The sequence below is a fragment of the Streptomyces bungoensis genome (assembly GCF_001514215.1).
GTDB classification, from domain to species: Bacteria; Actinomycetota; Actinomycetes; order Streptomycetales; family Streptomycetaceae; genus Streptomyces; species Streptomyces bungoensis.
The window spans coordinates 187,847-212,075 of the sequence record NZ_KQ948857.1 but is presented as its reverse complement, the minus strand read 5'-3'; the positions used below and the strand labels follow the sequence as shown (position 1 = coordinate 212,075).

At 69.4% G+C, this 24,229-nt stretch carries 18 protein-coding genes; 9 read left to right on the top strand and 9 right to left on the bottom strand.

Translation table 11 applies throughout. From position 1 onward, the window contains the following. Positions 1–30: 30 nt before the first annotated feature. Together murJ and AQJ66_RS17100 are read right to left on the bottom strand one after the other, a co-directional pair. Entirely contained in the window at positions 31–2,397 is a 2,367-nt protein-coding gene (gene murJ, locus AQJ66_RS17105) for a murein biosynthesis integral membrane protein MurJ (protein WP_061922193.1), read from the bottom strand. A gap of 46 nt (positions 2,398–2,443) precedes the next feature. Then, a complete protein-coding gene (locus AQJ66_RS17100) occupies positions 2,444–4,831 on the bottom strand; it encodes a DUF6049 family protein (protein ID WP_061922190.1) in 2,388 nt (795 codons plus the stop codon). Positions 4,832–5,083: 252 nt separating this feature from the next. Between AQJ66_RS17100 and AQJ66_RS17095 the strand changes: the two genes are divergently transcribed. Next, entirely contained in the window at positions 5,084–6,550 is a 1,467-nt protein-coding gene (locus tag AQJ66_RS17095) for a CCA tRNA nucleotidyltransferase (protein ID WP_061922187.1), read from the top strand. Between the two features lie 78 nt (positions 6,551–6,628). Here the strand turns inward: AQJ66_RS17095 and AQJ66_RS17090 are convergent, their stop codons facing one another. The 3 genes from AQJ66_RS17090 to AQJ66_RS17080 form a co-directional block, all read right to left on the bottom strand. Next, positions 6,629–7,939: an MFS transporter gene (locus AQJ66_RS17090; RefSeq protein WP_061922184.1), complete on the bottom strand. Its 1,311-nt coding sequence runs from the start codon at positions 7,937–7,939 to the stop codon at positions 6,629–6,631. Positions 7,940–8,054: 115 nt separating this feature from the next. Next, positions 8,055–9,137, bottom strand: a complete 1,083-nt coding sequence (locus AQJ66_RS17085) for an inositol-3-phosphate synthase (RefSeq protein WP_061922181.1) — start codon at positions 9,135–9,137, stop codon at positions 8,055–8,057. Between the two features lie 43 nt (positions 9,138–9,180). Continuing rightward, positions 9,181–9,864 (bottom strand): PadR family transcriptional regulator, encoded by a 684-nt coding sequence (locus tag AQJ66_RS17080; protein ID WP_061922178.1) that lies wholly within the window; start codon positions 9,862–9,864, stop codon positions 9,181–9,183. Between the two features lie 753 nt (positions 9,865–10,617). On the opposite strand from AQJ66_RS17080, the gene AQJ66_RS17075 reads away from it, so the two are divergent. Then, a complete protein-coding gene (locus AQJ66_RS17075) occupies positions 10,618–12,885 on the top strand; it encodes a transglycosylase domain-containing protein (protein ID WP_061922176.1) in 2,268 nt (755 codons plus the stop codon). 128 nt (positions 12,886–13,013) lie between these two features. Continuing rightward, the gene (locus AQJ66_RS17070; protein WP_107118957.1) at positions 13,014–14,546 is read left to right on the top strand and encodes a glycosyltransferase family 87 protein; all 1,533 of its coding nucleotides are present in this window, start codon (positions 13,014–13,016) and stop codon (positions 14,544–14,546) included. A gap of 91 nt (positions 14,547–14,637) precedes the next feature. Here the strand turns inward: AQJ66_RS17070 and AQJ66_RS17065 are convergent, their stop codons facing one another. The 3 genes from AQJ66_RS17065 to AQJ66_RS17055 all read right to left on the bottom strand — a co-directional run bounded on the left by AQJ66_RS17065 (position 14,638) and on the right by AQJ66_RS17055 (position 17,369). Further along, a complete protein-coding gene (locus tag AQJ66_RS17065) occupies positions 14,638–15,669 on the bottom strand; it encodes an alanine racemase (protein ID WP_061922173.1) in 1,032 nt (343 codons plus the stop codon). 83 nt (positions 15,670–15,752) lie between these two features. Next, positions 15,753–16,874 carry a peptidoglycan bridge formation glycyltransferase FemX gene (femX, locus tag AQJ66_RS17060; RefSeq protein WP_061922170.1) on the bottom strand — a complete coding sequence of 374 codons (1,122 nt, stop codon included), beginning with the start codon at positions 16,872–16,874 and terminating at the stop codon, positions 15,753–15,755. A 183-nt stretch (positions 16,875–17,057) separates the two neighbouring features. Beyond that, positions 17,058–17,369: a hypothetical protein gene (locus AQJ66_RS17055; RefSeq protein WP_061922167.1), complete on the bottom strand. Its 312-nt coding sequence runs from the start codon at positions 17,367–17,369 to the stop codon at positions 17,058–17,060. 262 nt (positions 17,370–17,631) lie between these two features. On the opposite strand from AQJ66_RS17055, the gene rpsF reads away from it, so the two are divergent. The 4 genes from rpsF to rplI all read left to right on the top strand — a co-directional run bounded on the left by rpsF (position 17,632) and on the right by rplI (position 19,341). Further along, complete coding sequence (rpsF, locus tag AQJ66_RS17050) at positions 17,632–17,922, top strand: 30S ribosomal protein S6 (protein WP_003991486.1); 291 nt, start codon at positions 17,632–17,634, stop codon at positions 17,920–17,922. A gap of 81 nt (positions 17,923–18,003) precedes the next feature. Continuing rightward, entirely contained in the window at positions 18,004–18,600 is a 597-nt protein-coding gene (locus tag AQJ66_RS17045; protein ID WP_061922165.1) for a single-stranded DNA-binding protein, read from the top strand. A 40-nt stretch (positions 18,601–18,640) separates the two neighbouring features. Beyond that, positions 18,641–18,877, top strand: coding sequence for a 30S ribosomal protein S18 (rpsR, locus tag AQJ66_RS17040; RefSeq protein ID WP_003949403.1), 237 nt, complete (start codon positions 18,641–18,643; stop codon positions 18,875–18,877). 17 nt (positions 18,878–18,894) lie between these two features. Next, positions 18,895–19,341 (top strand): 50S ribosomal protein L9, encoded by a 447-nt coding sequence (rplI, locus tag AQJ66_RS17035; protein WP_030640106.1) that lies wholly within the window; start codon positions 18,895–18,897, stop codon positions 19,339–19,341. Positions 19,342–19,439: 98 nt separating this feature from the next. Here the strand turns inward: rplI and AQJ66_RS17030 are convergent, their stop codons facing one another. Beyond that, a complete protein-coding gene (locus AQJ66_RS17030; RefSeq protein WP_061922162.1) occupies positions 19,440–20,777 on the bottom strand; it encodes an MATE family efflux transporter in 1,338 nt (445 codons plus the stop codon). 458 nt (positions 20,778–21,235) lie between these two features. On the opposite strand from AQJ66_RS17030, the gene dnaB reads away from it, so the two are divergent. Continuing rightward, the gene (gene dnaB, locus AQJ66_RS17025) at positions 21,236–22,717 is read left to right on the top strand and encodes a replicative DNA helicase (protein WP_061922159.1); all 1,482 of its coding nucleotides are present in this window, start codon (positions 21,236–21,238) and stop codon (positions 22,715–22,717) included. Between the two features lie 79 nt (positions 22,718–22,796). Beyond that, complete coding sequence (locus AQJ66_RS17020) at positions 22,797–24,182, top strand: serine hydrolase domain-containing protein (protein WP_061922156.1); 1,386 nt, start codon at positions 22,797–22,799, stop codon at positions 24,180–24,182. Positions 24,183–24,229 lie beyond the last annotated feature (47 nt).

Below are 24,229 nucleotides of genomic sequence, written 5' to 3'. Positions count from 1 at the left end.
GCGGACGATGGTTGTGCGCCTACCCCCGCCTCAGCGCCCCAGACGCCCGCGCACCATACCCACGAGCGAGTTGAGTTCCTCGATCCGCATCCGGCGGGCGGCCACGAAGAAGACGCCGAGCAGCACCGCGCCACCGGCGATCAGCGCGGCGAAGGAACCGACGACGCCCTGACCGAGAGTGTGCCCGATGCCGTAGCAGGCCGCACCGCTGAGCAGGGCGGCGGGCACCGAGGCGATGCCGAGCCGCGCGTAGGTCCTGATCACCCGGGCGCCGTCCAGGTCGCCGCCGAGCCGCTTGCGCAGCCGCCGCCAGGCGACGCCCACCCCGATGGCGTAGGCGAGCCCGTACGAGGCGGCCATGCCCGCCACCGCCCAGCGGGCCGGCAGCACCAGATAGCAGAGCACGGAGGCGCCTGCGTTCACCGCCGCCACGATGACGGTGTTGTAGAACGGGGTGCGGGTGTCCTCATAGGCGTAGAAGGCGCGCAGGACGACGTACTGCACCGAGTACGGGATCAGGCCGAGCGCGAAGGCCATGAGCATGTAGCCCATGTTGGTGGCTTCGCTGGTGCCCGAGGAGCCGAAGATCAGGGTGCACATCGGAATGCCGAGGGCGAGGAAACCGAAAGCGATCGGGACGATGGCGACGGCGGTGGTGCGCAGACCCTGCGAGATGTCGTCGCGCACGGCACCGCCGTCGCCCTCGGCGGCCGAGCGCGAGATGCGCGGCAGCAGTGCCGCCATCAGCGACACCGTGATGATGGCCTGCGGCAGGCCCCAGATCAGCTGGGCGTTGGCGTAGGCGGCGAAACCGGTGCCGGCGACGTCAGAGTCCTTGCCGGCCGCCGTGGACAGCTGGGTGACGATCATCGCGCCGGCCTGGTTGGCGAGGACGAACAGGACCGTCCACTTGGCGAGCATCGCCGCCTTGCCGAGGCCATGGCCCTTCCAGTCGAAGCGCAGCCGGATCCGGAAGCCGGTCTCCCGCAGGTACGGGATCATCGCCAGGGCCTGCACCACCAGGCCGAGCAGCACACCGACACCGAGCAGCCGCTGCCCCTGCGGCGGGATGCTGGTGACCGTCATGTGGGAGTTCGCGGCGGAGCCGTAGACCCAGATGAACATGCCGAGCGTCACGATGATGACGACGTTGTTCAGGACCGGGGTCCACATCATGGCGCCGAACTTGCCGCGCGCGTTGAGGATCTGACCCATCACCACGTGGATGCCCATGAAGAAGATCGAGGGCAGGAAGTAGCGGGTGAAGGTGACGGCCACGTCGTTGGCAGCCGGGTTGGTGGCGACCGGGTTCGACAGCATGCGGACCAGTAGCGGCGCGGCGAACATGGCGAGACCGGTCAGCGCGGCAAGAGCCACCATCACGAGGGTCAGCAGCCGGTTCGCGAAGGCCTCGCCGCCGTCCTCGTCCTCCTTCATGGCCCGCACCAGCTGCGGTACGAACACGGAGTTGAGGCCGCCGCCGACGGTGAGGATGTAGATCATCGTTGGCAGCTGGTAAGCGACCTGGAAGGAGTCGCCGAGGAAGCCCAGGCCGAGCGCCGAGACGATCAGCGCGGAGCGGACGAACCCGGTGAGCCGGGAGACCATCGTGCCTGCCGCCATCACGGCGCTGGACTTCAGCAGCCCGGTGGCGCGGCCGCCCTTCTTCGCGGCGGGAGCCGCCGGCTCCGCGACTTCGGCGGGCGCGGACGGTCCGGCGGGGCCGCCGGCCGCGGGCGTCCCCGGCACGGGAGGCTGCGCCGGGCTGCCGGCGGTCGCGGGCGCTGCCGGGTACGGCGTCTCGGCGTACTGGCGGATGTGCTGCGGGCTCTGGGCGTGCGGCGCCTGGAAGGGGCCGGCGGGGCCCTGTCCGGCGCCCGGCGCGGCGGCCGGGCCGGGGACGGCCGCGGGGCCGCCCGGCGAGGCTCCGCCGCCCTGCTGCTGGTCGCGGAAGAGGTGCGCGAACGCGTCCGGCTCGTGGTACTCCTCACCGGAGTGTGTGACCAGGTCGTCCACGCCCACGAACTGCGTGGTGCGCGGATGGTCGCCGTACGGCAGGTGCTGGGTCGCCCCGCCCTCCGGCTCCGGCGCCGGGGTCTGCGCCCACACACGCGGGTCGGGGGCGTACGGCGACTGGGCCGGCGGGGCGTAGAGCGGCTGCTGCTGCCCGTACGCGCCCGGGGGAGGCGGCGGGTGCGCGGCACGGTCGTAGAGAGCCTCGGCGACCGGGTCCTGGGCGGACAGGTCCTGCGCCCGGTAGGGGTCCTCGTCGTAGGCGTCCTGGAGGTACATGTCCGCCGCGTGCTGCGGCGGCACCTGGCCGGGCTCGGGCGGGGTCTCGGGGTAGCCCGAGCCGGCCGCGCCCTGGCCGCGGTCACCGTCGTACGGCGCGTTCATGGTTACCCCACCTCATCGTCCCGGGCCACACCGGCCACGACATCGCTCAACGGTCCACTCTCTCACCCGTCCCGGACGGGTCGGTGCTTTCCGGTGCGGTGTCCGGCGCCGGGTCACTCGGCTGCTCCGGGCCCTCTGCCTCGGAGGAGGCGCCCGACTCGTCGGGAAGACGGTCCCCGCCGGTGCCGGGGTTCCCCGGTTCGTCGCCCGGTCCGTCCTCCGGGGCGTCGGTGCCCCCCTCGGCGCCGTCGGTGCCGTCCTCACCCCGGCGGGCGGCCGCGCGCTTGCGCTGGGTGTACATACGGAAGCCGGCGAGGACGAGCAGGAGCACGCCACCGCCGATGACCAGCATGACCGTGGGGGTGACCTCGGTGACCTTCACGTCGAAGCTGACGGGGTCGCCGTACTCCTGGCCGTCCTCGGTGTACAGCTGGGCGAACACCGTGACCCGGCCGTTGGCGTTCGCCGACGTGGTGAACTTCACGGACTGGCTGTGCCCGCCGGAGACGTCCACGGGCTGTTCGTCGTACGCCTTGCCGCCGATCTTCAGGCGGGTCGGCATCGTCGAGGTGAGCCGCAGAACCAGGTGGCTCACGGGCTGGACGAGGTTGTTCTGGACGGTCACCGGAATGGTGGCGCTGCGCCCGGAGAGCTTGGTCTCGGACTTGTCGATCAGCTTCACCTGGTCGGCGAGCTCGTCCAGCCAGGTCTTCACGTCGTCCCGGAAGCTGTCGCCCTGGGTGGCGCGGCCGCGCCACGAGGTGGACGTCTCACGGTTTATGGCCCGCCCGAACGGGGTGACCACACGGGACTGGTCGGTGAGGACCACCTTGAAGTTGTCGAGCTTGTCCTGGGTGCGGGCGATCTGCTCGAACGCCGTCCGCGGCAGCTCCTGCCGGCGCAGCGAGGACGGGTAGACGGACGTCGACGGGATGCGCGTGGTGGCGTTCGGGTCGGGTTTCGCCTTGGCCGCCGCGGTGAGGTTCTGCGCTTGGGACCAGGTCCCGTCCTGCAGCGTCCGCAGCGCCGTCGCCATCGCCTGGGCCTGGCCCGCCGACGGCATGCGCTGCGGGGCCACGACGATGCTGCGCTGCTCGTCCGTCTGCGCGTTCACCTCCAGGCTCTGGGCCAGGAACTCCTGCACGGCGAGCGTGGCGGCGTCCGCCTTGGCGAGATCGCCCTCGAAGGCCGTGGAGAGCCGTGCGTCGGCGACCACCGCCGTCGTGCCGCCGCCGACCGGACGGGCGGCGGACGGCGTGTAGGACAGCCCGGAGGTCTCCTGGAGGCTGTCGCTGCGGGCGATCACGCGGTCGGCGCCGGCGGACGTGGCGACCTTCATGATCGACGGGTCGACGGCGCCCTCCGCGGGCCAGGCGAAGTCGGTGTTCGGAGTGACGTGCAGCACGGTCTTCACCGTGGTGGCGGCGACGTCGGTGGCGTCCTTGAGGTGACTGAGCGAGCCGGTGACGCTGGTGCCGTGGTGCGCGAGGGAGGCGAGGTCCGGGTCGGCGTAGGGCAGGGCGACGACCTCCTTGCCCACCACCGCCTTCTGCAGGTCGGCCAGCCACTGCTTGGCGACCGCCTGGTGGGTGCCGGCCGTGGTGGTGCCGTTGTCCCCGGGGAGCCGGTAGCCGCCCGCCATCGCGTCCACCGAGGCCAGCAGGTCCGGGTCGATCACCCAGGTGACGTCGAGGTCCTTGCCCAGCTCCAGCATCTGCGCGAGCCGGCCGCCCGGGCCGATCTCGTTGGCCAGCTCGTCATCGGCGAACACCGGTGTCTGCAGCTCGCCGGCGCCCGTCCGGGCCGTCATGTGGGCCGTGGAGATCAGCGGCCACAGGTACGTCGTCCTGGTCTTCGTGTCGGCGTCGGAGGGCTGCCAGGGCAGGAAGGTCCGCTGGATGCCGAGCACCTGGTCCCAGGGCCGGGCGCGGGTCTGACCGGAGAGGGAGACCCCGAACTCGTAGACGCCGTCCTCGCCGAGGTCGAGCTTGTCCACGGGCACCGAGATGCTGAAGTGCTCCGCGACGCCCGGAGCCAGCTGGGAGAACTTCTCCGTGTACTTGGCGTCGACCTCGGAGCCGATGCCGGCCGCCGAGGCGTCGGTGGAGTGCCGGGAGATGGCGTCGATCGCCGAGCGCGTGTTCAGCAGGGGCCCCACGCGCAGGCCCACGTGCGCGCCGGTGACCGTCTGCTTGCCGTGGTTGGTCACCGTGCCGGAGACGGTCAGCGTGTCCCCGTCGGTGGGGGCGCTGGGGGTGAGCGAGTCCAGGGCGACGGACACGGCGTCCGCGGAAGCGGCCTGTGCGGGTTGTGCGGCGGGCAGCTGGAGCAGCCCTGCCAGCAGGGGCGCACCGGCGAACAACGCCGCCGCGCGCCGCAGCCACCGGCGGGCAGGTGAGGCACTGGTCCCCTGGAAGTCAGCCGCCTCGGCCACGCGCTCGCCCGTCCCTCGTCGTGTCAGTGGTCGTCGGAATGTGCGTCCACGCATGGTAACGATGTGCGCTGAGGCGAAGTGCCACGGTCTGCTTCACAAGATCGACCAACGACGCCGATGCGTCCCTCATATCCCTTATTGGTCAAGTGTCGCCTGTACCGCGAGTGAGCCACTTGTGCGGGTTTGACGGGAGGATCCTGGGCCGGCAATCGAGGCGACCCCGGCCGCCGGGGCCACGTACCCTCTTCTGTTGTGCCGAACGCCAACGATGACACTCCCTCTGCCCTGAGCCAGGCGCAGCACCGCGCGGTGAGCGAGCTGCTGCGGGTGGCCCCCGTCGCCGACGACCTCGCCCGCCGTTTCCAGGAGGCCGGGTTCTCCCTCGCCCTCGTGGGGGGCTCGGTCCGCGACGCGCTGCTCGGCCGGCTCGGCAACGACCTGGACTTCACCACCGACGCGCGCCCCGAGGACGTCCTGAAGATCGTCCGGCCGTGGGCGGACGCCGTCTGGGAGGTCGGGATCGCCTTCGGTACCGTCGGCGCGCAGAAGAGCGGCCGTGTCGGAGACACCGACGTACGCTTCCAGATCGAGATCACCACCTACCGGTCGGAGGCCTACGACCGCACCTCCCGCAAGCCGGAGGTGTCGTACGGCGACTCCATCGAGGAGGATCTGGTCCGCCGCGACTTCACGGTCAACGCGATGGCCGTGGCGCTGCCGGCGAAGGAGTTCATCGACCCGCACGGCGGCCTGCAGGACCTGGCGGCTCGCGTGCTGCGCACCCCCGGCACGCCCGAGGAGTCGTTCTCGGACGATCCGCTGCGGATGATGCGGGCCGCGCGCTTCGCCGCCCAGCTGGACTTCGAGGTCGCCCCTGAGGTCGTCACCGCGATGACGCAGATGGCCGGGCGGATCGAGATCGTCTCGGCGGAGCGGGTCCGCGACGAGCTGAACAAGCTGGTCGTCTCCTCGCACCCGCGCAAGGGTCTGACCCTGCTGGTCGACACCGGGCTGGCGAGCCACGTCCTGCCCGAGCTGCCGGCGCTGCGGCTGGAGAGCGATGAGCACCACCGGCACAAGGACGTCTACGAGCACACGTTGATCGTGCTGGAGCAGGCCATCGCGCTGGAGGAGGACGGCCCCGACCTCGCCCTCCGCCTGGCCGCGCTGCTGCACGACATCGGCAAGCCGCGCACGCGCCGCTTCGAGAAGGACGGCCGGGTCTCGTTCCACCACCACGAGGTGGTCGGCGCAAAGATGACCAAGAAGCGCATGACGGCTCTGAAGTACTCCAACGAGCTGGTGAAGGACGTCTCCCGGCTCGTCGAGCTCCACCTGCGTTTCCACGGCTACGGCACCGGTGAGTGGACGGACTCGGCGGTGCGCCGCTATGTCCGGGACGCGGGCCCGCTTCTGGATCGCCTGCACAAGCTGACCCGCTCCGACTGCACCACGCGGAACAAGCGGAAGGCGGCCGCGTTGTCCCGGGCCTACGACGGCCTGGAGGACCGCATCGCCCAGCTGCAGGAGCAGGAGCAGCTGGACGCGATCCGCCCGGACCTGGACGGCAACCAGATCATGGAGATCCTGGGCGTCGGTCCGGGCCCTGTGGTGGGCAAGGCGTACCAGCACATGCTGGAGCTGCGCCTGGAGAACGGGCCGATGGAGCACGACGAAGCGATGGCGGCGCTGAAGGAGTGGTGGTCCGAGCAGAGCTGAGCCTGAGCCCGTGGCCGTGCGTTGTTTCACGTGAAACATCGCAGGGCTTGTGCAGACTGCAGAGGCAGACGGACGCACCTACGACGGCCGCGATGTTTCACGTGAAACATCGCGGCCGTCGCCGTCTCGGCGTCCTTCGCAGCGGGCCATGACAGCGGCGACGCCGCCGTAGAGCAGGGCGACGAGCACCACCAGCACCACTGAGCGGCCGTCCGAGGGGAGCATCAGGGCGGCCACTCCCGCGGCGCCGACGAAAGCGACGTTGAAGAGAACGTCGTACACGGAGAAGATCCGGCCGCGGAAACCGTCCTCGACGGACTCCTGCACGATCGTGTCCGTGGCGATCTTGGCTCCCTGGGTGACCAGACCCAGGACGAAGGCCGCCGCCAGAAGGGGGCCGGTGGCGAACGGCAGGCCGAGCGCGGGTTCCAGTACCGCGGCCGTGCCGGAGCACACCATGATCCATCGGCCGGGACCGAGCCGCCCGGCTGCCGACGGAGTCACCACCGCTGCCGCGAAGAATCCGGCGCCGGACACCGCCAGTACCAGCCCGAGCAGCCGGAGCCCACCCTCGGGGGTCGTGGCTAGGGAGTACCGGCAGAGCATGAGCAGGAGCACCAGGAGCGCGCCGTAGCAGAAGCGCATCACGGTCATCGCGGTCAGCGCCCAGACCGCCTCCCGGCGGCGGGGTGCAGCCAGATGCCGGACGGCCGCCAGCAGTTCGCGTGCGGTGTCCGCGAGCGCGCTGCGCAGACGGGGCCGCGCGGGCTCCCGGTCGGGGCCGAGCAGCGCGGGGGCCATCCTCAGCGACGCCAGGGACGCGCACAGGTAGAGGAAGGCGCCGAGCAGCACCACCGCGGCATCGGACCCCGACGCCACCAGACGCACGGCGAAGGCGAGGCCGCCGCCGGCGGTCGCCGCGAGCGTCCCGGCCGTCGGAGAGAGCGAGTTGGCGAGGACCAGGCGCTCGGTGTCGACCACACGCGGGAGTGCGGCGGACAGTCCGGCGAGGACGAAACGGTTGACGGCCGTGACGCACAGCGCCGACACGTAGAACAGCCAGTCCGGCACGTGGCCGACCATCAGTACGGCGGTGACCGCCGCCAGCAGGGCGCGCAGCAGATTGCCGTACACGAAGACCTGGCGTCGCCGCCAGCGGTCCAGCAGCACCCCCGCGAACGGTCCGACCAGCGAGTAGGGGAGCAGCAGGACCGCCATCGCCGACGCGATCGCCGCGGCCGAGGTCTGCTTCTCCGGCGAGAAGACGACGTATGCGGCGAGCGCGACCTGGTAGACGCCGTCGGCGCCCTGCGAGAGCAGACGCACGGACAGCAGGCGTCGGAAGTCTCGCAGGCGCAGCAGGACACGCAGGTCACGGACGACGGGCATGGGGCCCAGCCTCACACATGCGGAAGGTCCCCGGGTCGGGGACCCGGGGACCTTCAGGCCCTGGCAGGAGCGTTCTCGTGCGAGCGGCGGCCGTGGCGCGCCGTGCCGGGTCGGGCTAGCGCTCGACCTCGCCGCGGATGAACTTCTCGACGTTCTCTCGGGCCTCGTCGTCGAAGTACTGGACCGGCGGGGACTTCATGAAGTACGAGGACGCCGACAGGATGGGGCCGCCGATACCGCGGTCCTTGGCGATCTTCGCGGCACGCAGGGCGTCGATGATGACACCCGCGGAGTTCGGGGAGTCCCAGACCTCGAGCTTGTACTCCAGGTTCAGCGGGACGTCACCGAACGCGCGGCCCTCGAGGCGGACGTAGGCCCACTTGCGGTCGTCCAGCCAGGCCACGTAGTCGGACGGGCCGATGTGGACGTTCTTCTCGCCGAGGTCCCGGTCGGGGATCTGGGAGGTGACGGCCTGCGTCTTGGAGATCTTCTTGGACTCCAGGCGCTCGCGCTCGAGCATGTTCTTGAAGTCCATGTTGCCGCCGACGTTCAGCTGCATCGTGCGGTCGAGGATGACACCGCGGTCCTCGAACAGCTTCGCCATGACGCGGTGCGTGATGGTGGCGCCGACCTGCGACTTGATGTCGTCACCGACGATCGGCACACCGGCCTCGATGAACTTGTCGGCCCACTCCTTGGTACCGGCGATGAAGACCGGCAGAGCGTTGACGAAGGCGACCTTGGCGTCGATGGCGCACTGCGCGTAGAACTTCGCCGCGTCCTCGGAGCCCACGGGCAAGTAGCAGACCAGGACGTCGACCTGCTTGTCCTTCAGGATCTGGACGACGTCGACCGGCTCGGCGTCCGACTCCTCGATGGTGGCGCGGTAGTACTTGCCGAGGCCGTCGAGGGTGTGGCCGCGCTGGACGGTGACCCCGGTGTTGGGCACGTCGCAGATCTTGATGGTGTTGTTCTCGGAGGCGCCGATCGCGTCCGCGAGGTCGAGGCCGACCTTCTTGGCGTCGACGTCGAACGCGGCGACGAACTCGACGTCACGCACGTGGTACTCGCCGAACTGCACGTGCATCAGGCCGGGGACCTTGGACGCCGGGTCGGCGTCCTTGTAGTACTCGACTCCCTGCACCAGCGAGGCGGCGCAGTTGCCCACGCCGACGATCGCTACGCGAACCGAACCCATTCCGGTTGCTCCCTGTGTGTACGAGTGAGGCCCTGACTGGGTCTCACGTGGCGGTGTCGCCGGGCGTATCCGTCCCGGAGGTGTCCCCGGGACGGGGCAGGCCGCCCGTCGATCCATGTGTGGTGTCCTGCTGAGCGGGCCCCCCGGACACGGGACCTCTCAGGTCCCGGCCGGCCCGCTCACTTTCGATGAGCTCGTTCAGCCAGCGCACTTCGCGCTCCACGGACTCCATTCCGTGGCGCTGGAGCTCAAGCGTGTAGTCGTCGAGGCGCTCCCGCGTGCGTACCAGGGAGGCGCGCATCTTCTCCAGGCGCTCCTCCAGGCGGCTGCGCCGGCCCTCCAGCACGCGCATGCGCACATCGCGCGACGTCTGCCCGAAGAAGGCGAACCGTGCGGCGAAGTGCTCGTCCTCATACGCGTCCGGACCGGTCTGCGAGAGCAGCTCCTCGAAGTGTTCCTTACCTTCGGCCGTCAACCGGTAGACGATCTTCGCGCGGCGCCCGGCGAGGGGAGCGGCGAGGGCGTCCTCATGGGTGCTGCCCGGCTCCTCGATCAACCAGCCGTTGCCGACCAGCGTCTTGAGGCAGGGGTACAGGGTCCCGTAGCTGAACGCACGGAACACACCCAGGGACGTGTTGAGTCGTTTACGCAGCTCGTAGCCGTGCATAGGAGACTCACGCAGCAGGCCGAGCACGGCGAACTCCAGGATGCCGGAACGCCGGCTCATGATCGCCCCCTCTCGGTCGACTGCGTCTTTATCTCGCGCTGATGTATCGAGTCGATACATCATGACGATAGAACGGCCTTCCGCGTGCGACAAGGGGGGAGGCGGTGAACGGGATCACATCACTGATTCGCAGGAGCCGAGTTGCCTGTTTTGGGGTGAACTTCGGGGCTCGGCGCGTTTTGGCGGTGCGTAGTCTGTGCGGCATGCAGACCACCGGGAACCAAGTGACGGCTGGGGAGCGTCGTGGTCCCCGGTGCAGTACGGGTGAATGCAGCACCGACCACATCCGTACTTCGGGGGGACCGGAAATCAGCCGCCGTTCCAGGCGCGCAAGGGTGCGCCTGCCCGAGGAGTAATCGTTCGATGAGCGAGCACCGTCGCAAACCGCCGCAGCCGCAGGGAGGCGGACGTGCCGCGGCCCGACGCGGCCCCTCCGGCCCGTCCTCCGGCCGCCGTGCGGCACCGCGAGGCGACACCGGATCCTCAGCCGACTCCTATGGGGCCGCTTCCTATGGGTCGGACTCCTATGGCTCGGGGGGTGAGGAACGCGCCTACGGCAGCCGTGCCGAGGCCCGCCGTGCCGCGCAGAGAGGCGGCGGCCGCCGCCGCTCCCCCGACACCGCGGGGCCGGGCGGCCGGCGCGGCGGTCCGGGCGGGCCGGCCGGCCCGGGACGCGGCCGGGGCCGCGGGGCCCCACCGGAGAAGCGATTCATCGACTACCCCCGGTCCGACCGGTACGGCTGGCACCGGTGGGTGCCTTCCTGGAAGCTCTTCTCCGGGTTGTGCGTCACCCTCCTCGGCGGCCTCGTGGCCATGGTCGGCATCGGGTACGCGATGGTGCAGGTTCCCAGTGAGAACATCGCCGCCAAGTCGCAGAACAACGTCTACTACTGGGCCGACGGCAGCCAGATGGTGGCCACCGGCACCGGTGTGAACCGTCAGAACGTCACCATCGACAAGATCCCCGAGGCCATGCAGTGGGCCGTGATCTCGGCGGAGAACAAGAGCTTCTACCAGGACTCGGGCGTCGACCCGATGGGCATCGCACGCGCCCTGGCCAACATGGCGCGCGGTGGTCAGACGCAGGGTGGCTCGACGATCACCCAGCAGTTCGTCAAGAACACCTACCTCAGCCAGGACCAGACGCTGACCCGCAAGTTCAAGGAGATGTTCATCTCCATCAAGGTCGGCACGAAGTTCACCAAGCCGCAGATCCTGCAGGGGTACCTGAACACCTCGTACTACGGCCGCGGTGCCTACGGCATCCAGGCCGCCGCGCACACCTACTTCGGCGTCGACGCGGTCAAGCTCAAGCCGAGCCAGTGCGCCTTCCTGGCCGCGCTCCTGAAGGGTCCGACCTACTACGACCCGGCCGGCAACGCCGACCTCGACAAGGCCGCCACTCCCGACGCGAACCGCAAGAGGTCCCAGGAACGCTGGGCCTGGATCCTCGGCGAGATGCACAAGGACAAGCACCTCAGCGACGTCCAGTACCAGGATGCCCTCAAGAAGTACCCGGAACCCCAGGGCCGCAAGGCGACCAAGGGCATGACCGGACAGATCAGCTACCTGGTCGACACCGCGAAGAAGTACGTCCTGAACCACTCCCAGATCACGGAGCAGGAGTTCGACAAGGGCGGCTTCCAGGTCTACACGACCTTCGAGAAGAAGAAGGTCGACGCTCTCAGCGCCGCGGTGAAGAAGATCCAGAAGGCCCGACTGCACCCCAAGACCGAGCCGAGGGACAAGTACGTCCAGTTCGGCGCGGCGTCGGTGGAGCCCAACAACGGTGCGATCGTCGCCCTCTACGGCGGTGACGGCTACGAGAACGGCCACTTCACCAACAACGCCGACACCTCCGGCGTCCCCGTCGGTTCGACGTGGAAGCCGTTCGTGCTCGCCGCGGCCATGAAGTACGGCACCTACAAGTCCGACGGCGTGGGTATCTCCCCGCTGAGCAAGTACAACGGCGACGACCTTCTCAAGGTGAGAAGGCCGGACGGCTCGTTCTACCTCAACAAGGACAACTCGTTCTTCCGCCAGAAGAACGAGAGTGATCACAAATGGGGCTACATCACCTTGCGCAAGGCGATGGAGCAGTCCATCAACACCCCGTACGTGCAGCTCGGCGTCGATGTGGGGATGACGAAGGTCCGCGACACCGCCCATGCGGCGGGCATCCTCAACGACAGCATGTCGCAGGACCTCAACCCGTCGTTCGCCATCGGTACGTCCACGCCCAGCGCGATCCGCATGGCCGACGCCTACGCGACCTTCGCCGCGTCCGGTATGCAGGCGGATCCGTACTCCGTGGTCTCCGTCAAGAAGGACGGTGTGGACCAGCCCGGCTTCGACAAGCCCAAGCCCCACGAGGCCATCGACCCGGACGTGGCCAACAACGTCACGGACGTCCTGGAGAACGTCATCCAGAACGGTACGGGTCAGAACGCCAAGGCCCTGGGTCGTACCGCGGCGGGCAAGACCGGTACGACCGACAAGAACAAGTCGGCCTGGTTCGTCGGCTACACCCGTCAGCTGTCGACCGCCGTGACGATGTTCCGGGAGAACCCCAAGGACCACAAGCTGCTCTCCATGAACGGCACGGCCGGCGTGGACTCCATCCACGGTGGTGACATCCCGACGTCGGTGTGGACCGAGTACATGATGGCCGCGCTCCAGGGCAAGAACGACCTCGGCTTCCCGGACCCCGCCAAGATCGGCGAGATCCAGGACGAGGCGGGTGCGCCGTCTCCGACCCCGTCGGTCACGATCACTCCGAGCCCGTCGCCGAGCGAGTCGCCCAGCCCGTCGCCGAGTCAGTCGTCCCCGTCCCCCTCCCCGTCCCCCAGTGATACCTGCCAGTTCGGCTGGGGCAGCAACAACTGCAACAACACGGGCGGTACGGATACCGGCGGCACGAACGGAGGCGTGACCTCCTCGCCCACGGCCACGGACACGACCGGAACCGGCAACACGAGAGGCAACGGCAACGGAGGTCTCTTCGCAGGCCCGACCGGCTAGCCCAGCCGTCCGATCGGTAGGCGGTCATATGACCCGGTACGGGTGTTTCACGTGAAACAAGGGCCGCCGCACCCACGAGGTGCGGCGGCCCTCGGCGTATACCCAGACACGTACGGCAGGATGGCCCCATGCCCAGTGCAGAAATGACGCCCGCGGGCGTGCACGAGCCCGAGCCCGTGCGGACCGCCCCGGTGGAGCCGGTGCGGCCGACCAGGGAGGACGAGGTCGCCGCGGCGGGGAGTGAGCTGATCGGCGGCCCTCTGGGGCGCCACGCCCTGCTCGGGGGCTCCTGGTGGACCCCTCTACGGGTCGTCACCCTCGTGGCCATCGGCATGTTCGCCCTCGGCCTCGTTCAGAAGGCGCCCTGCTACCACAGCGCCTGGTTCTTCGGCGCCAGTTCGCAGTACACGCATGCCTGCTACTCGGACATCCCGCACCTCTACCAGGGGCGCGGCTTCGCCGACGGGCTGGTGCCGTACTTCGACAAGCTCCCCGGTGACATGGACTACCTCGAGTACCCGGTGCTGACCGGTGTGTTCATGGAGGTCGCCGCATGGCTCACGCCGGGCAGCGGCAGCATCCAGCACCAGGAGCAGTGGTACTGGTTCGTGAACGCCGGGATGCTGATGGCGTGCACGGCCGTCATCGCCGTCTGCGTGACCCGCACCCACCGGCGGCGTCCCTGGGACGGCCTGCTGGTCGCCCTGGCACCCGCCCTCGCGCTCACCGCAACCATCAACTGGGACCTGCTCGCGGTGGCCCTGACGGCCGCCGCGATGCTGATGTGGTCGCGGGGCCGTGCCCTGGCCTTCGGCATCCTCCTGGGGCTCGCCACGGCCGCCAAGCTCTATCCGGTCTTCCTGCTCGCCCCGCTCCTGGCGCTGTGCTGGCGGACCGGGAAATGGCGGGAGTTCTTCCAGGCCGTGGGCGGTGCGGTGGTCGCCTGGCTCGTCGTGAACCTGCCGGTGATGCTCTTCGCCTTCGAGGGCTGGTCGAAGTTCTACACGTTCAGCCAGGAACGGGGCATCGACTTCGGCTCCTTCTGGCTGATCTGGGCGCAGAACTCCAGCAGCCCCCCCAGCACCGGTTTCGTGAACACCTCCGCCACCGTGCTGGTGGTGCTGTGCTTCCTCGGTCTCACCGCGCTGACACTCGCCGCCCCGCGCCGGCCCCGCTTCGCCCAGCTCGCCTTCCTGATGGTGGCCGCCTTCATCGTCACCAACAAGGTCTACTCACCGCAGTACGTGCTGTGGCTCGTGCCGCTCGCGGTCCTCGCCCGGCCCAAGTGGCGGGACATCCTGATCTGGCAGGCGTGCGAGGTGACGTACTACCTGGGCATCTGGATGTACCTCGCCTACACGACCAGCGGAGAGGCGCACAAGGGCCTGCCGACGCAGGGGTACCACTGGGCGATCGCCGTGCACCTGCTGGGCACGCTGTACCTGTGCGCCATGGTCGTACGGGACATCGTCCTGCCCGAGCGTGACGTGGTGCGCAGGTCGGGCGACGACGACCCCTCCGGCGGAGTGCTCGACGGCGCCGCGGACGTGTTCGTGCTCGGCGCCGCTGCCCGCCCGGCCCGGCACGCGGCCCACTTCGACGCGCCCCAGGTGGACTGGGGACGGCCGGAGCGACCGCCCTACGAGGAGCGTTCGCTCTGAGCGAACCACCCCTTCCGGAGGCAGACATGAGGAAGGCCGTGCACGTCGAGACGTGCACGGCCTTCCCGCTGTGGTGACAGCCCGGCGGGCCCTAGCGGTCCACGATCCGGTCGTACTGCGTGGTGGTGTGCCGCAGATGGGCCACCAGTTCGTCACCGACCTTCGGCTCCGGGGCGTCGGTCGGCACGAACAGGATCGAGACCTGCATGTGCGGCGGCTCGGCGAACCAGCGCTGCTTGCCGCCCCAGACGAACGGGGAGAGGTTCCGGTTGACCGTGGCGAGGCCGGCGCGCGCCACGCCCTTGGCGCGCGGCATGACGCCGTGCAGGGCCTTCGGAGCCTCCAGGCCCACCCCGTGCGACGTACCGCCCGCCACGACCACGAGGTAGCCGTCCGAGGCCGCCTTCTGCTGCCGGTAACCGAACCGGTCGCCCTTGGCCACCCGTGTGACGTCCAGGACCGCGCCGCGGTACTCGGTGGCCTCGTGGTCCCCCAGCCACAGCCGGGTGCCGATGCGGGCGCGGAACCGGGTCTGCGGGAACTGCTGCTGCAGCCGGGCCAGTTCGTCGGCCTTGAGGTGGCTGACGAACATGGTGTGCAGCGGCAGCCGCGCCGCGCGCAGCCGGTCCATCCAGCCGATGACCTCCTCGACGGCGTCCGAGCCGTCGGTGCGGTCCAGCGGCAGGTGGATGGCGAAGCCCTCCAGCCGGATGTTCTCTATGGCCTGGTGCAGCTGCGGCAGTTCCTGCTCGCTGATGCCGTGCCGTTTCATGGAGGACATCACCTCGATGACGACACGCGCGCCGACGAGGCCGTACACGCCGTCGATCGACGACACCGACCGGACCACCCGGTCCGGCAGCGGGACGGGCTCCTCGCCGCGCCGGTAGGGCGTCAGCACCAGCAGGTCACCGCCGAAGAAGTCCTTGATGCGAGCGGCCTCGTACGTCGTGCCGACGGCGAGCAGGTCCGCACCGAGCCGGGTGGCCTCCTCCGCCAGCCGTTCGTGCCCGAAGCCGTAGCCGTTGCCCTTGCAGACCGGGACGAGCCCCGGGAACTGCTCCTGCACGTGCTTGTGGTGCGCACGCCAGCGCGCGGTGTCGACGTAGAGCGTGAGCGCCATGGCCGGATCCGGAACCTTTCTCGTGGCTGCGGTGAAGCAGAGAGGTGAGAGTTGTGAAGGCTATGGAATCAAACGCCTGGACCTCAGCGGCGCGACATGTAGATGTCGAGCGCCTTGTGGAGCAGCTTGTTCAGCGGGAAGTCCCATTCCCCCAGGTACTCGGCGGCCTGGCCGCCGGTGCCGACCTTGAACTGGATCAGGCCGAAGAGGTGGTCGGTCTCGTCCAGTGAGTCGGAGATGCCACGCAGGTCGTAGACGGTGGCCCCGAGGGCGTAGGCGTCGCGCAGCATCCGCCACTGCATGGCGTTGGAGGGGCGCACCTCACGGCCGATGTTGTCGGAGGCGCCGTAGGAGTACCACACGTGCCCGCCGACGATCAGCATCGTCGCGGCGGACAGGTTCACACCGTTGTGCCGGGCGAAGTACAGCCGCATCCGGTTGGGGTCCTCGCTGTTGAGGGCCGTCCACATGCGCTGGAAGTACGACAGCGGGCGGGGCCGGAAGTGGTCGCGCACGGCCGTGATCTCGTACAGGCGCTGCCATTCCTCGAGGTCCTGGTAGCCGCCCTGGACGACCTCGACGCCGGCCTTCTCCGCCTTCTTGATGTTGCGGCGCCACAGCTGGTTGAAGTTCTTGTGGACCTCTTCCAGGGAGCGGTTGGCCAGCGGCACCTGGAACACGTAGCGGGGCTGCACGTCGCCGAAGCCGGCTCCGCCGTCCTCGCCTTGCTGCCAGCCCATGCGGCGCAGCTTGTCCGCGACCTCGAAGGCGCGCGGCTCGATGAAGTCGGCCTCCATGTCGCGCAGGCGCTTCACGTCCGGGCTCTGGATGCCCTTCTTGATCGTCTCCGCGTTCCAGCGGCGGATGATCACCGGCGGGCCCATCTTCACGGAGAAGGCGCCCTGCTGCTTGAGGTGCGCCAGCATCGGCTGGATCCAGTCGTCCAGGTTCGGCGCGAACCAGTTGATGACCGGGCCTTCGGGGAGATAGGCGAGGTAGCGCTTGATCTTGGGCAGCTGGCGGTAGAGGACCAGGCCCGCGCCGACCATCTCGCCGGTGCGCTCGTCGAACCAGCCGAGGTTCTCCGAGCGCCACTCCGCCTTCACGTCGGCCCAGGCCGGGACCTGCATGTGGCTCGCCGACGGCAGGCTCTGGATGTACGCCAGATGTTGCTCGCGGCTGATGGTCCTCAGGGTCAGGCTCATGTCGGGGCGCTCCTCGGGCTGGTGTGTCCCCATCGTGACAGGGGCTCCGGCTCTCGCGCCGAAGCCTACTGCGCCTTTCGCGCGCCCCGACTGGGCGTACGGCACCTTCGCCCCGGCGCATGGGCTGCCGGGGCGCGGTGGGACGCCAGGGAGAAGCCCTGACGGGCGTGTGCGGCCGGCGGGCTAGAGCAGTCCGCCGAACAGTCCGCCGTTCGCCATGCCGAGGAAGAAACCGATTCCCGAGGCGCCGAGACCGAGGATCAGGCCGAAGCGTTCCCGCGTGGTCTCCGAGATCCACTGGCCGTACGCGCCCGTCAGGATGCCCGCCAGGCCGGCCCAGGAGGCCAGCAGGTGAAGGCTGCCGAAGAAGCAGGTGATGAAGGCGGTCAGGCCGAGTGCCAGCGTCACCACCATGAGGGTGTCCTGAAGGGGATGGGACTTGCCGTCTGTGGCGAAGAGGGAGCCACCTGTGGTGGGTCGCAATGCCTGCGTCATGGGCACCTCCTGCGGAAGGCGGCGCATCGTAGCGCCGCGCACACCGGATGTGTACAGACTGACGGGCTTCACCGCCGGATTTCAACCGGAAGCGGGTGTGCAGGTAGTCTGTACCGTCTGCACCGGTGTCTGCCCGGATCCGCGGCCGGGAATCCCAGCGGAGCCCCGATTGTCAGTGGCGGCCGATACCGTTGCGTACGCATCACAACCCTCCTGCCACGGAACGACCGTGGCCGCTGAGTCCGAAGGAGGTGGGTTCCACATGCGTCACTACGAGGTGATGGTCATCCTCGACCCCGATGTCGAGGAGCGCGCTGTCTCTCCGCTGATCGAGAACTTCCTGTCCGTCGTCCGTGACGGCGGCGGCAAGGTCGAGAAGGTCGACACCTGGGGTCGTCGCCGTCTCGCCTACGAGATCAAGAAGAAGCCCGAGGGCATCTACTCGGTCATCGACCTGCAGGCTGAGCCTGCGGTCGTCAAGGAGCTCGACCGCCAGATGAACCTGAACGAGTCGGTCCTCCGGACCAAGGTCCTCCGTCCCGAGACCCACTGAGCTCTCCCGCTCAGCTGATCTCGGGATTCGAGTAGCAGCAACCAAGCAGCCAGAGCAGCAAACCCGCCGAGAGGTTCCCCCATGGCAGGCGAGACCGTCATCACGGTCGTCGGCAATCTTGTCGACGACCCCGAGCTGCGCTTCACCCCGTCCGGTGCGGCGGTCGCGAAGTTCCGCGTCGCGTCCACTCCCCGCACCTTCGACCGCCAGACGAACGAGTGGAAGGACGGCGAGAGCCTGTTCCTGACCTGCTCGGTCTGGCGTCAGGCGGCGGAGAACGTCGCCGAGTCGCTCCAGCGGGGCATGCGCGTCATCGTGCAGGGCCGGCTGAAGCAGCGGTCCTACGAGGACCGTGAGGGCGTCAAGCGGACGGTCTACGAGCTGGACGTCGAGGAAGTCGGCGCCAGCCTGCGCAACGCCACGGCCAAGGTCACCAAGACCGCCGGCGGTGGTGCTCGCGGTGGCCAGGGCGGTTACGGCGGCGGTGGCGGCCAGGGTGGCGGCGGCTGGGGCGGAGGCTCCGGCGGCGGTCAGCAGGCCGGCGGCGGCGCTCCTGCCGACGACCCGTGGGCGACCGGCGCTCCCGCCGGTGGCAACCAGGGCGGCGGTCAGGGCGGCGGCTGGGGCGGAGGCTCCGGCAGCGGTGGCGGCGGCTACTCGGACGAGCCCCCCTTCTAGGGCTCGCATCCCCACTTCTTGATCACACAGGAGAAACACCATGGCGAAGCCGCCTGTGCGCAAGCCTAAGAAGAAGGTCTGCGCTTTCTGCAAGGACAAGGTCACGTACGTGGACTACAAGGACACGAACATGCTGCGGAAGTTCATTTCCGACCGCGGCAAGATCCGTGCCCGCCGCGTGACCGGCAACTGCACGCAGCACCAGCGTGACGTCGCCACGGCCGTCAAGAACAGCCGTGAGATGGCGCTGCTGCCCTACACGTCCACCGCGCGCTAAGGGAGGGTGACCGACTCATGAAGATCATCCTCACCCACGAGGTGTCCGGCCTCGGTGCCGCGGGCGACGTCGTCGACGTCAAGGACGGTTACGCTCGCAACTACCTCATCCCGCGGAAGTTCGCCATCCGCTGGACCAAGGGTGGCGAGAAGGACGTCGAGCAGATCCGCCGCGCCCGCAAGATCCACGAGATCCAGACCATCGAGCAGGCCAACCAGGTCAAGGCCCAGCTCGAGGGCGTGAAGGTCCGTCTGGCCGTCCGCTCCGGCGACGCCGGTCGTCTCTTCGGTTCCGTCACCCCGGCCGACATCGCCTCGGCGATCAAGGCCTCCGGTGGCCCCGAGGTCGACAAGCGCCGCATCGAGCTGTCCGCCCCGATCAAGACCCTGGGCGCCCACGAGACGTCCGTGCGTCTGCACCCCGAGGTTGCCGCCAAGGTCAACGTCGAGGTCGTCGCGGCCTGATCGCTGCGCTCGGTCTGAGCAGTTCCGACAGGGGCCGCACCCGTCACGGGTGCGGCCCCTGTCGCATGACCGGGAACGGCATGTTTCACGTGAAACGGTCAGCGGCTCGCGCCCGTCACGATCCAGCGGCCCGAGCGGGTACGCAGCCACAGGGTCAGCAGGCGCACCGTCATCATCAGCGCCATGGCCGCCCACAGTGCGGTGAGGCCGCCGCCGAAGGCGGGGACGAGCAGGGCGGCGGGGGCGAAGACCCCCAGGGTGACCAGCATCGCTCCGGCGAGGTAGGGCCCGTCACCGGCACCCATCAGAACACCGTCCAGGACGAAGACCACCCCGCAGATCGGCTGGGAGAGCGCCACCAGCAGCAGCGAGGGCAGCGCCATGTCCTTCACCACCGAATCATTCGTGAACAGGGAGAGGAACAGCGGACGCGCGGCCACCACGAGCAGGCCCAGGACGACACCGGTGGCGATGCCCCACTGGACCATTCGACGGCAGGCCTCCCGGGCTCCGCGGGCGTCGTCGGCACCGAGATAGCGGCCGATGATGGCCTGACCGGCGATCGCGATGGCGTCGAGGGCGAAGGCGAGCAGGCTCCACAACGACAGGACGATCTGATGCGCGGCGATGTCGGCGTCACCGAGGCGTGCGGCGACCGCGGTGGCGATCAGCAGGATCGCCCGCAGCGACAGGGTGCGGACGAGCAGGGGCGCTCCCGCCTGGGCCGAGGCGCGAATGCCGGTGGCGTCCGGACGCAGGGAGGCTCCGTACCGCCGGGCACCGCGCACGACTACGTTCAGATAGACGGCGGCCATGCCGCACTGGGCGATGACGGTGCCCCACGCGGATCCGGCGATGCCTAGCCCGGCGCCGTAGACCAGTCCCGCGTTGAGTCCGGCGTTGGCGACGAAGCCCGCGATGGCGACGTACAGCGGAGTCCGGGTGTCCTGCAGTCCGCGGAGCACTCCGGTGGCGGCGAGGACGACCAGCATGGCCGGAATGCCGAGCGCGGAGATGCGCAGGTACGTCGTGGCGTACGGGGCCGCCGTGGCGGAGGCGCCGAAGAGGTCCACGATGCCGGGAGCCAGGGGGAGGACCAGGGCGATGACCCCCGCTCCGAGAAGCAGGGCGAGCCAGATGCCGTCCATGCCCTGGCGGATGGCTGCCTGGAGATCGCCGGCGCCGACGCGTCGTGCCACGGCCGCGGTGGTCGCGTAGGCGAGGAAGACGAAGACGCTCACGGCGGTGGTGAGGAGGGCCGACGCCACGCCCAGTCCGGCGAGCTGAGCGGTGCCGAGATGGCCGACGATCGCGCTGTCCGCCATGACGAACAGGGGCTCGGCGACGAGGGCGCCGAAGGCCGGGACGGCCAGCGCGACGATCTCTCGGTCGTGCCGACGGCGGGTGGCCTGGGGGATCGCGCGGGCCTGTGTCATGAGCACCAATCTAATCGTCCACAGGTAAGTGACGCAATTGCCTACTGATCCTTACGTCATATCTGGGTCCGTGTGCTTGTGCACACCGCTGCGGGTGATCTTGATCCGACTGGGAAAGTTTTTCTTCTGCACAGCCGGTGGACGTCGAAGCCGCAGGTCAGGGCATTGTGCTCAAGGGGATCGAGGTCTTGTTCACAGGGCTGTCCACCGGCTCGTGCACAGGTTTCGGCGACTTCTCCACAGCATCCGGGCCTTCGTCCACATGGCCTGTGGATAACCAGATTGGCTGACGCTGCCGACGGGCCTACCGTGGTCCGGCGCCCGCTCCTTCCCCCGGCCCGGGAACCGTCACAAATCCGACGGGCTGGAACCGGAGTCGGGCCTCTCATGTGTCAGTGCCGTGCCGTACAACAGAGGGCACGGCGAGGTCCGCCCTGCGGACGGGAGGAGGTGGCTCGGTGAGCATTTCCGAGCCCTTGGACGATCCGTGGGCCGAGGCCGGACCCAGTGATCGTCTGCCCGCCTCCCGCCGACGCGGCGACAGCGGTGGCCGGGGCCGTGAGGAACAGCACGACCGGGGCCGGGAGAGCGGCGGCTGGGACGGCGGGGGTTCCGCCTTCGAACGGGTGCCGCCGCAGGACCTCGACGCCGAACAGTCCGTCCTCGGCGGCATGCTGCTGTCCAAGGACGCCATCGCCGACGTGGTCGAGATCCTCAAGGGCCACGACTTCTACAAGCCCGCACACGAGACGATCTACCAGGCGATCCTCGACGTCTACGCCAAGGGCGAGCCCGCCGACCCCATCACCATCGCCGCCGAACTCACCAAGCGCGGCGAGATCAACAAGGTCGGCGGCGCCGCCTACCTGCACAGCCTCGTCCAGACCGTCCCGACGGCGGCCAACGCCGAGTACTACGCGGAGATCGTCCACGAGCGGGCCGTGCTGCGCCGGCTCGTGGAGGCCGGTACGCGTATCACGCAGATGGGATACGCGGCGGACGGCGACGTGGACGACATCGTCAACCAGGCCCAGGCCGAGATCTACGCCGTCACCGAGCAGCGCACCAGCGAGGACTACCTGCCGCTGGGCGACATCATGGAGGGCGCGCTCGACGAGATCGAGGCGATCGGCTCGCGCAGCGGCGAGATGACCGGTGTGCCCACCGGCTTCACGGACTTCGACTCGCTGACGAACGGCCTCCACCCGGGCCAGATGATCGTCATCGCGGCCCGTCCCGCGATGGGCAAGTCGACCCTCGCGCTGGACTTCGCACGGGCCGCCTCGATCAAGAACAACCTGCCCAGCGTCATCTTCTCCCTGGAGATGGGCCGCAACGAGATCGCGATGCGTCTGCTGTCGGCCGAGGCCCGTGTCGCCCTCCACCACATGCGTTCCGGCACCATGACCGACGAGGACTGGACGCGGCTTGCCCGTCGTATGCCGGACGTCTCGGCCGCGCCGCTGTACATCGACGACTCGCCGAACCTGTCGATGATGGAGATCCGCGCCAAGTGCCGGCGGCTGAAGCAGCGCAACGACCTCAAGCTGGTGGTCATCGACTACCTCCAGCTGATGCAGTCCGGCGGCTCCAAGCGTGCCGAGAGCCGTCAGCAGGAGGTTTCGGACATGTCCCGTAACCTCAAGCTGCTCGCCAAGGAGCTGGAGATCCCGGTCATCGCGCTGTCCCAGCTCAACCGTGGTCCCGAGCAGCGCACCGACAAGAAGCCGATGGTCTCCGACCTGCGTGAGTCCGGCTCCATCGAGCAGGACGCCGACATGGTCATCCTGCTGCACCGCGAGGACGCCTACGAGAAGGAGTCGCCGCGCGCCGGCGAGGCGGACCTGATCGTCGCCAAGCACCGTAACGGCCCCACGGCGACGATCACGGTCGCCTTCCAGGGCCACTACTCCCGCTTCGTGGACATGGCCCAGACCTGAGCCCCCGGCCTGTGCGTTCTCGCGGCGCTGCCCGCGAAATGGACTCGACGCACACCGCCCCAGCGGCTGGACTGGGCTCATGACATCTCAGGAAAAGCTGCTCCCGGGCACCCGGCGGGCACTGCTGCACCGAATCGCCGTGGCGCAGTCCGAGGGCCGGGCGCCGTCGGTGGTCGCCGCGGTCGTGCGAGGGGGACGGGCCGTCTGGCACGGTTCCCGCTCGTCGGTGGACGGACACGCGCCGGACGAGGACGTGCAGTACCGGATCGGTTCGATCACCAAGACGTTCACCGCCGTCCTGGTGCTGCGGCTACGTGACGAGGGCGCGCTGGATCTCGGTGATCCGCTGGAGAAGCACCTGCCGGGTACGGGAGCCGGTGAGGCGACGATCGCCGACCTCCTCGCCCACACCGCCGGGCTGGCGGCCGAGTCGCCCGCGCCCTGGTGGGAACGGACTCCGGGCTCGCTGCGCCCGGAGCTGGGCGACGTCCTCGGCAGCCGGCCCTTTCTGCATCCCGTCGGCCGGCGTCACCACTACTCGAACCCCGGCTACACGCTGCTCGGCGCGCTGGTGGAGGAGCTGAGGGGCGCCCCCTGGGAGGAGGTGCTGCGCAGTGAGGTGCTCGAACCGCTCGGTCTGGAGCGCACCAGCGCTCAGCCGCGGGCACCGCATGCGGGTGGCTGGGCCGTGCATCCCTGGGCCGACGCGCTGCTGCCCGAACCACTGGAGGATCTCGGCCGGATGGCCCCCGCCGGCCAACTGTGGTCCACCACCGGGGACCTGGCGCGGTTCGCCGTCTTCCTGGCCGGGGGAGACGACCGGGTGCTGAGCGCGGAGTCGGTGCGCGAGATGCGGACACCCGCGGCGCCCGCCGAGTCCGCTGACGTGGCGGACGGTGTGTCCTACGGCCTCGGCCTGCAGATCCAGCACCGGGACGGCAGGTTGCTCGTCGGGCACTCCGGATCGCTTCCCGGTTTCCTCGCGAACCTCACCATCGGCGTGGAGGACGACGTGGCGGCGGTCGTGCTGGCCAACTGCACCAGCGGCCCGCTGCTGGGAGCCGTGGGCGCGGATCTCGTGCGGATCGTGGCCGAAGCCGAACCACGCATCCCGGAGCCGTGGCGTCCGCTGCGGCAAGCGGATCCGGCCGTCATGGAACTGGCCGGGCAGTGGTACTGGGGGACCCACCCCTTCGGCCTTCGGGTCACGGCCGACGGGCTCCTCGCGCTGGGTCCGCTGACCGGTGGCGGCCGACGGACTCGTCTGCGGTCGAACGGTGACGGGTCGTGGATCGGGCTGGAGGGGTACTGGGCGGGGGAGCTGTTGCGGCCCGTACGACGGCCGGACGGGTCCCTGAGCCATCTCGACCTCGGCTCGTTCGTGTTCACCCGGCAGCCGTACGAGGAGGGCGCCGGGGTGCCCGGTGGAGTGGACGCGGGGGGCTGGCGAGGCCTCTCGGAGTAGCCGGCCGGCGCTCGGGTGGGCGTTTCACGTGAAACGCCCACCCCGCT

Excerpts from the sequence above, each read along its gene's own strand:
- AQJ66_RS17045 (WP_061922165.1), top strand. The coding sequence starts at position 18,004 with ATGGCAGGCGAGACCGTCATCACGGTCGTCGGCAATCTTGTCGACGAC.
- AQJ66_RS17070 (WP_107118957.1), top strand. The coding sequence starts at position 13,014 with ATGCCCAGTGCAGAAATGACGCCCGCGGGCGTGCACGAGCCCGAGCCC.
- AQJ66_RS17020 (WP_061922156.1), top strand. The coding sequence starts at position 22,797 with ATGACATCTCAGGAAAAGCTGCTCCCGGGCACCCGGCGGGCACTGCTG.
- AQJ66_RS17090 (WP_061922184.1), bottom strand. The coding sequence starts at position 7,939 with ATGCCCGTCGTCCGTGACCTGCGTGTCCTGCTGCGCCTGCGAGACTTC.
- AQJ66_RS17065 (WP_061922173.1), bottom strand. The coding sequence starts at position 15,669 with ATGGCGCTCACGCTCTACGTCGACACCGCGCGCTGGCGTGCGCACCAC.
- murJ (WP_061922193.1), bottom strand. The coding sequence starts at position 2,397 with ATGAACGCGCCGTACGACGGTGACCGCGGCCAGGGCGCGGCCGGCTCG.
- rpsF (WP_003991486.1), top strand. The coding sequence starts at position 17,632 with ATGCGTCACTACGAGGTGATGGTCATCCTCGACCCCGATGTCGAGGAG.
- rplI (WP_030640106.1), top strand. The coding sequence starts at position 18,895 with ATGAAGATCATCCTCACCCACGAGGTGTCCGGCCTCGGTGCCGCGGGC.
- AQJ66_RS17080 (WP_061922178.1), bottom strand. The coding sequence starts at position 9,864 with ATGAGCCGGCGTTCCGGCATCCTGGAGTTCGCCGTGCTCGGCCTGCTG.
- rpsR (WP_003949403.1), top strand. The coding sequence starts at position 18,641 with ATGGCGAAGCCGCCTGTGCGCAAGCCTAAGAAGAAGGTCTGCGCTTTC.
- AQJ66_RS17085 (WP_061922181.1), bottom strand. The coding sequence starts at position 9,137 with ATGGGTTCGGTTCGCGTAGCGATCGTCGGCGTGGGCAACTGCGCCGCC.
- AQJ66_RS17055 (WP_061922167.1), bottom strand. The coding sequence starts at position 17,369 with ATGACGCAGGCATTGCGACCCACCACAGGTGGCTCCCTCTTCGCCACA.
- femX (WP_061922170.1), bottom strand. The coding sequence starts at position 16,874 with ATGAGCCTGACCCTGAGGACCATCAGCCGCGAGCAACATCTGGCGTAC.
- AQJ66_RS17030 (WP_061922162.1), bottom strand. The coding sequence starts at position 20,777 with ATGACACAGGCCCGCGCGATCCCCCAGGCCACCCGCCGTCGGCACGAC.